At 65.7% G+C, this 6,983-nt stretch carries 5 protein-coding genes and 1 tRNA gene; 3 read left to right on the forward strand and 3 right to left on the reverse strand.

All coding sequences use genetic code 11. The features are described 5' to 3' along the window. The first annotated feature begins 13 nt into the window (after positions 1–13). From E8A12_RS13795 to E8A12_RS13805, 3 genes are all read left to right on the forward strand, one after another. Positions 14–98, forward strand: a tRNA-Leu gene (locus E8A12_RS13795). 429 nt (positions 99–527) lie between these two features. Next, positions 528–2,924: a TonB-dependent receptor gene (locus tag E8A12_RS13800; RefSeq protein ID WP_293369689.1), complete on the forward strand. Its 2,397-nt coding sequence runs from the start codon at positions 528–530 to the stop codon at positions 2,922–2,924. Positions 2,925–2,986: 62 nt separating this feature from the next. Then, positions 2,987–3,475 carry a hypothetical protein gene (locus tag E8A12_RS13805; RefSeq protein WP_293369691.1) on the forward strand — a complete coding sequence of 163 codons (489 nt, stop codon included), beginning with the start codon at positions 2,987–2,989 and terminating at the stop codon, positions 3,473–3,475. On the opposite strand, the gene E8A12_RS13810 is transcribed toward E8A12_RS13805, so the two are convergent. From E8A12_RS13810 to E8A12_RS13820, 3 genes are all read right to left on the reverse strand, one after another. After that, entirely contained in the window at positions 3,379–4,905 is a 1,527-nt protein-coding gene (locus E8A12_RS13810) for an ATP-binding protein (protein WP_293369694.1), read from the reverse strand. The two genes, E8A12_RS13805 and E8A12_RS13810, sit on opposite strands and share 97 nt — an antisense overlap. Then, positions 4,902–5,648, reverse strand: coding sequence for a response regulator transcription factor (locus E8A12_RS13815; RefSeq protein WP_293369696.1), 747 nt, complete (start codon positions 5,646–5,648; stop codon positions 4,902–4,904). The genes E8A12_RS13810 and E8A12_RS13815 overlap by 4 nt, the downstream gene beginning before the upstream one ends. A 65-nt stretch (positions 5,649–5,713) precedes the next feature. Then, positions 5,714–6,523, reverse strand: a complete 810-nt coding sequence (locus E8A12_RS13820; RefSeq protein ID WP_293369698.1) for a phosphatase PAP2 family protein — start codon at positions 6,521–6,523, stop codon at positions 5,714–5,716. Positions 6,524–6,983 lie beyond the last annotated feature (460 nt).

The raw sequence follows: 6,983 nt of genomic DNA on the forward strand, positions 1-6,983 counted from the left end.
CCAATAAAATCAAGCGGGCGTGGCGAAATTGGTAGACGCAGCAGACTTAAAATCTGCTTCCTTCTGGAGTGTCGGTTCGAGCCCGACCGCCCGCACCAGCCCATGCACGGCGGACGCCTCGGCATGGGAAGGCCAGATTCGATCGACGCCGGTGAGATAGCCCCCTTGGGACTCGGGTCCGGCAAGATCGGGCGCCCGGTCCCGGTCCCATGTGTTTGGCGAAAGCCGCCAGGGCGTCTCGCGCTTGCCTAAAACATGTCAGGTACGGCCTCGCGCATGGCGTCGCAACAGATGAAATGTTGAGATATCTCAATCTTGAAGGCCATCCTCAGAACATCGACATTGAGAGTTGCTATTATCCAGTCAGCTCAATTGGTTATGGAGAGCGACACGTAACTGTCATGTCGATGTAATAGTTCAGTCACTTGCCTGCGATCGACCCTCTCTGGCTAAGCATCGTCTGATGTTGCCCGGCAGACCCGTCAGCGGACAACCTCATTCAATGGGCTGGGGTCAGGGGCGATTACATGATGACGACGCGGGTTCGTACGCAGCATGTCCTGTTTGCTGCAGCGTCGGTGCTGGCGCTAGCGGCGTCTGGATCCCCCGGCCAGGCGCGGGCTGAAACCGCGCCTCCGCGCGATGAGCTCGAGGTAGAGCAGGTCGTCGTCACGGCCCCGCCGAGCCCTGTGACCTCGGTCGCGCCGATGCGCGGGGCGCTCACCGAAACGGAGCCCGAGGCGATCATCACCCGGAAATTCATCGAGGAGGCCGCCCCGCGGGTTGGCGACTTCTCGACCATCGCGGTCATGGCGCCGTCGATGGTCTCCAAGCCGAACCCCAATGGCTCGGGCCTGTCGGACGGCGGCAAGATCACCATGCGTGGCTTTGCGGACGGCCAGTACAACGTCACCTACGACGGGATCGCGTGGGCCGACACCAACGGTCCCAGCCACCACGGCACGGCCTTCTTCCCCGCCTCGACGATCGGCGGGGTCATCGTCGACCGCGGTCCGGGCAACGCCACGGACCTGGGTCAGGCGAACTTCGGCGGCCAGATCAACCTGCTCTCCCTGCCGTTCGAGCAGACCAGGAGCCTCACCGCCGTCGCGACCACCGCCTCCTACAACACCAACCAGGGCGTGCTCACGCTACAGAGCGGGACGCTGTCCGATTTCCACGACGCCCATCTGCTGGTCAATTTCCAGGATCTCGGCTCGAACGGCTATCTGACCTACAATCGCACATGGTCGAACAACGAGATGATCAAGGGTGACGTCTCGCTCACCGACAAGCTGAAGGTCACCGGCCTCTTCGAGCATTCGACGGGCTACTACAACAAGTCCGACGTCAGCGACGCCACGGTGGCCCAGACCGAGCAGTTCGGCGCCAACTTCTCGCTGAGCAACAATCCGCAGTATACGGATTATTATGGCTACAACTGGGTCCACAAGGACACCGACTTCGCCTACCTGCGCCTGGCCGGCGACCTGGGCGAGGGATTCGGCATCGACCAGACCATCTACGACTACGACTACAGCAACCGCACGGAATCCGGGCAGACGGCGAACGCGACGACGGCCGGTGATGTGGTGACCCTGACGCCGGGCGCTGTCTACCCGGCTCCGGGCAAGGCCTACCCCGCCAGCCTGCAGACCTTCGGCGTGCCGGCCTACTACAAGAAGAACCAGTACATCGTGATGGGCGACATCACGAAGTTCACCAAGGACTTCAGTTTTGGACAACTGACGGCCGGTGCAATGACCGAAGAAGCCAAGAGTGTGCGCTTCATCGAGGACATCGACGCCCTCACGGGCCTGCCGGACTATCGCGAGAAAGCCGCCACCGGGCCCGGTCCCTCAGGCGTCTACGCCGATGTGCCGCTAAATGATCAGTACGTCGAGCATTCCGGGTGGCGTCAGTACCAGCTGTTCAGCCAGTTCGTGTGGAAGCCCACAGACCAGCTGACCATCACGCCGGGCGTCAAATACGTCCACTTCGACCTTCACGTCGACGCGGTCGTCGAAAAGGTCTCGATCGGCAGCCAGCCGCTGAATGCGAACCAGGTCTTCACGCAGACGCTGCCGTTCCTTACGGCAAACTACAGAATAAACGACAACTGGTCGGCCTACGCGCAGTATGCGCAAGGATTCCTGGTTCCAAACATCGGCAACCTGTATGTCGTAAACGTCAATGCGAAGATCGTGCCGCAGGAATCTACCAACTATCAACTAGGAACAGTATATAGCAAAGGGCCGCTCAGCCTCGATGCTGACGTCTACTACATAGACTTTAAGAACAAGATCCAATCTTTCACCGATATCGTTTCAGGCCAGACCTACTCCACGAACAGCGGCGGGGCCTATTATCGCGGCGTCGAGGCGGATGCGACCTGGGCCGTGAACCACGAGCTGGCGCTCTTCGGAAACTGGTCGCTGAACCAGGCGATCGGCGACAATGACCGGTCGAACCCGCTCTACGACGGACACGAGCTCACCGGCGTCTCCAGTTGGACCGCGGCTCTGGGGTTGCGCTACGCCCGCGAACAGATCTTCACCGCCGACGACGGCGCCATTGTCTCGCTCTTCGACAAATGGGAGGGCCCGCAGTACGTCACCAACGCGACCTGCTCTTCGGCGCCCAATGGAATCTGCGCGTCGAACGCGACCCTCACCCCGGTCACCGGCCTCCTCAAGACCACCGACGAAGCCAACCTCTCGTTGACCTATCGGCTGGGCCGCTACAGCGCCGAAGCCCAGGTTCTGAACCTGTTCGACAAGCACGGGCTGCTGATCGCCAAGGGCAAGGCGCTGATCGCCGGCACGAACCTCTGGGCCCAGACCTCGGCCGCGGGCGGTGCGGCAAACGCCCTCGAGTACCAGGTCCCGCGGAACTTCGCGCTCACGCTCAAGGCCAAGTTCTAGTGAGCGGCGCAGAGATCTTGACTCCATCCCCGGTCAAGGCGTCCTCGCGCCCTCGCGCGGGGATGGCCGCAACCCTTCCGGCGACCTTTCGGCGGCTGCATGGCTGGCTGGGCTCGCTTTTCGCGCCGGGGCTGATCTTCTTCGCCGCCAGCGGTCTTGTGCAGGTGTTCGATCTGCACAAGCCGCAGCCGGCGCGAGACTACCAGCCGCCGGCCGCCGTCCGCGTGATGGCCGCCCTGCACAAGGACCAGACGCTGCACGTCCACGAGAAGGACGCGGCCAAGCCCGCGAAAGAAGGCGACGGAGCCGAACACAAGGCCAAGTCCAAGGCCAACGCCAACGCCAACGCCAACGCCAAGGCGGCGCCCGAGCGCGCAGGCTTGGGGTCGATCTTGCTGAAAGCCTACGCCACGGCGACCTCCGTGGTGCTCGCGCTGACCACGATGATCGGTCTCTACCTGGCTTTCCGGAGCCCGCGCGACAGGGCCTGGAACCTGGCCCTGCTGACACTGGGCCTGCTGGCGCCGATCGGCTTCATGCTGCTCAACTGAACTTGCGCGCCCGCCGGACGGGCCGATGCGTCGGTTGGGGACGGGGCCGGCGGAAACACCGCCGTGACCCTTAGGCCAGGGTTGTTGTCCTCGAGCGCAAGTCGGGCGCGATGGCGGGCTGCGACAGCCGCGACGATCGCCAGCCCCATTCCGGAGCCCGGCGAGCCGCAGCCCTTGTCCAACCGGAAGTAGGGGGCCAGGACCGCCTCGCGCAGGCGGGTCGGAACCCCGGGGCCGTCGTCGGTCACCGTCAGGCGTGCGCCGTCGCGGTCTGTGGCGACGACCACGCGGAGCGTCGTCCCGACCGGGGTGTGGCGCATGCTGTTCTCGATCAGGTTGGACAGCATCTGCGCCACCAGCGCCGGATCGCCGACAACCGTCGCGCAGGTCGCGTCGACCTCCAGGCGCCGGCCGCCTTCCTCGACATCGGGCCGGAAGATGTCGGCGAGCCGGCGGGCCACGTCCGCCAGATCGAAGGACCTCCCCTCGTCGGCGAGGCTGCGGCCTTCGATCTCGGCGAGCTGCAGCAGGGCGTCGAAGGTGCGCAGCAATTCCCAGATATCCTCCCGGACTTCGCTCACCAGCTCCAGGTGGAATGCCGACAGATCGGGCGCCTCCTCCAGGCGCGCCAGCTTCTGCTGCACGCGGGTCAGCGGTGTTCGCAGGTCGTGCGCCACCTCGATGGTAATCCGGCGCAGCTGCCCGACCAGTCCGCCGATGCGGTCCAGCATGGTGTTGAAGGCATTTCCCAACTGATCGATGTCATCGGCGCGGCCGGCAGGGGGCGCGGCCGCGACACGGACGTTCAGCCGGCCCTCGGCGACGAGGCGTGCGACATCCCCCATGTTCGACAGGCGCCGCCAGGTCGATCGCATGAACAACCCCCAGACGGCCAGGCACAGCAGTCCGCCGCAGACAGCGGCCGCGATCAACCGGTCGGTGACCAGCCGCATTTCGCGCCGCATCCCGGCCAGGTCCTTCCCCACTCCCAGTTTCCCGCCCAGGGGGGTGGGTTGGACGTAGACAAGATCGCCCGCCGTCCCGCCGGAGGCCTGAGCTTGGCTCGTCTCCATCCAGCCTGCGCGCCCGGCCGGCAACCGCAGGGTCCCCGCCAGGCGCTCTCCATGCGGCCCCTCGAGGCCATAGTCGAACCCTCGCCACAACCGCGTCCGGCGATCGATTGTCGTGGCCAGCCGCCCCTCGCCGAATCGAGAAATCTCATCCTGCAGCGAGGTCATCTCGCCCTGGATCTCGCGCCGCAACGTGCCTTCGCTCAGGGCGCGAACGCCCGAGCTGGTCATAAGTCCGGCCACGCCGAGGGCGATCAGCAGCACGAGCACTTGGACGGCGGCGAGACGGACCCCGGTGCGCGTCCAGAAACGGCGGGCGCCCAGCGTCGCGCCGAGAATGACGGCCAACACCTGGTTCACGGACTCGTCGGCGGGGCCGGGCCGATCAGATAGCCGATGCCGCGCCGGGTACGGATCAGCGGTTCCGTCCCATCAGGGTCGAGCTTTCCGCGCATGCGGCTGATGTGGGTCTCGACGATGTTGGTACGAGGATCGAAGTGCAGGCCCCAGACCTGCTCGAGCAGCATCATCCGTGTGATCGGCTCGCCGGCGTTCAGCAGCAGCACCTCGAGCAGCCGGTACTCGAGGGGCAGGAGCTCGATCTCCCGGTCGCCGCGGCGAACCGTGCGCGCCAGGCGGTCCATGACGAGGTCTTCGTACTGGAGCCGGGTCGGTTCGTGACGCGCGTTCGAGGCCCTTCGACCCAGCGCCTTCACCCGGGCGTGCAGTTCGTCGAAGTCGAAAGGCTTGACGAGGTAGTCGTCGGCGCCGCCTTCCAGGCCGTCGATCCTGTGGGCGACCGCGCCGAGGGCCGTGACCAATAGCGCCGGGGTCCCCACGCCGCGGGCGCGAAGGGCCCGCACCACGGACAGGCCGTCCATGCCTGGGAGCAGTCGGTCGACAATCATCACATCGAATTCGTCGTAGCAACCGGCGCGCAGCGCCGCGAGGCCGTCGCCCACGACTTTCAGCTGGTGGCCTCGGGCGGCGAGGTTCCTCGACATGTCCCGTGCGACCTCAGGCTCGTCTTCGACGATGAGGAGCCTGAGCCCGACCGTCGCGGACGTCGCGGACGCGCCACGGTGAGGTTTTGCGGCCTGCATGCATTCCCGCTAGCCGAACCTCATCACACCTTGATGACGCGCCAGCGCCGCGGCGTTCCCCAGGTTCATCGTCCCCTGGCCGGCGAGGCCGGCGATGCGGCGTCTCCGACCCGGGGCGCCGCGGTCAGGCCGGCGGCGCGTAGCTCGGCCCGGGCCGCCGAGACCATCGGCATGACTTTCGGATTGGCGAGCATTTGCAGCGCAATGGCTGACCCGAGCACATGGCTCGCCTCGACGTCGGAGGGATAGTGCGCGCCGCAGACCTCGCGGCTGTAGGCATAGTCCGTCGCTCGGGCGAGGATCGCCTGCGCCCTTTCCGGGATCAGTTCGGCAAGCACGCCACCCACCGAATAGCCCAGGGTGGCATGGCCGCTGGGATAGGAGGTCTTCGAATTTGCGCCGGGCTTGTAGTCGCAGGCCACGATGCTGGTGTCGATCGCCCAGGGCCGGTTGCGCAGGAAGTAGCGCTTGGCGATGTTGGCGCTCACCGACTGCTCGTTGTCCACCAAGGCCAGCAGCTTGGCGGTTTCTGGCAGCTTGGCGAGGTCGAAGGCAGGGCCGAGGGTGGCGGCGAACAGTTCCGGGCTTTCATGGGTGTCGTCCCACTTGGCCTGGGCGTAGCGTTCGGGCGACCGCTCACGGTAGGCGCGCTGCACCTCGCTGAGGTCCAGGCGCTGCGCGGCCGAACCGTCCTCCGGCGGCGGCGCCAGCAGACGGGCAGGGTTCACCTGGTCCGGTGTCAGGATCTTGAGGGTCTTCGGCGCTCTTGCCGCGGGGCTCGGTGCGGCAGCCGGCTCCGCGCCGTTCGCTCCGGACCCGACAAGGAGAAGCATCGCCGCTGCGGCGCCCACCAGGCCGCGAGTTGAATTCCGCATCGCTAAAGTCCCTCACGAAAATCGCCGCCCGCAAACCGCCGGCCGCTACGATCGGACCGCGTGGGCGGACGCCCGATCCACCCGCGCGAACGGGAAGAAACGGCGGCCCCGTCAGGCGACCCGTCGAGACGATCTCCACCAGGAAGGGCCCCGGTCCTCAAATGAAGAAATCACGACGGTCGGCTTCAGATCGCCTGCGAAATCAGCCTTAAGGTCTCGCGATTCCAGAGAATTTTCGGAGTGCGCCACGGTTCCGTCCTGACCATTGAGAATTCTCAACATTGGCCACTCGCGCCATCGTCGGAGAGTGTTCATGGCATCTGGAAGCGGCCAGACCGTCCGCGCCCGGTCCCCGGCGTCGCCGCCCGGACGCCTGCGCGGGGTGGCTGGCGGGAGGCGGGCGGCTGTGTGTATGGATGCGGCCCACCTCTCGCCGGGATATTTCATGAGACATCTTCTG

The sequence above is a fragment of the Phenylobacterium sp. genome (assembly GCF_004799395.1).
Taxonomy (GTDB): domain Bacteria; phylum Pseudomonadota; class Alphaproteobacteria; order Caulobacterales; family Caulobacteraceae; genus Phenylobacterium.

Coding starts and splice junctions, on each gene's coding strand:
- E8A12_RS13805 (WP_293369691.1), top strand. CDS start 2,987: ATGGCCGCAACCCTTCCGGCGACCTTTCGGCGGCTGCATGGCTGGCTG.
- E8A12_RS13820 (WP_293369698.1), bottom strand. CDS start 6,523: ATGCGGAATTCAACTCGCGGCCTGGTGGGCGCCGCAGCGGCGATGCTT.
- E8A12_RS13800 (WP_293369689.1), top strand. CDS start 528: ATGATGACGACGCGGGTTCGTACGCAGCATGTCCTGTTTGCTGCAGCG.
- E8A12_RS13815 (WP_293369696.1), bottom strand. CDS start 5,648: ATGCAGGCCGCAAAACCTCACCGTGGCGCGTCCGCGACGTCCGCGACG.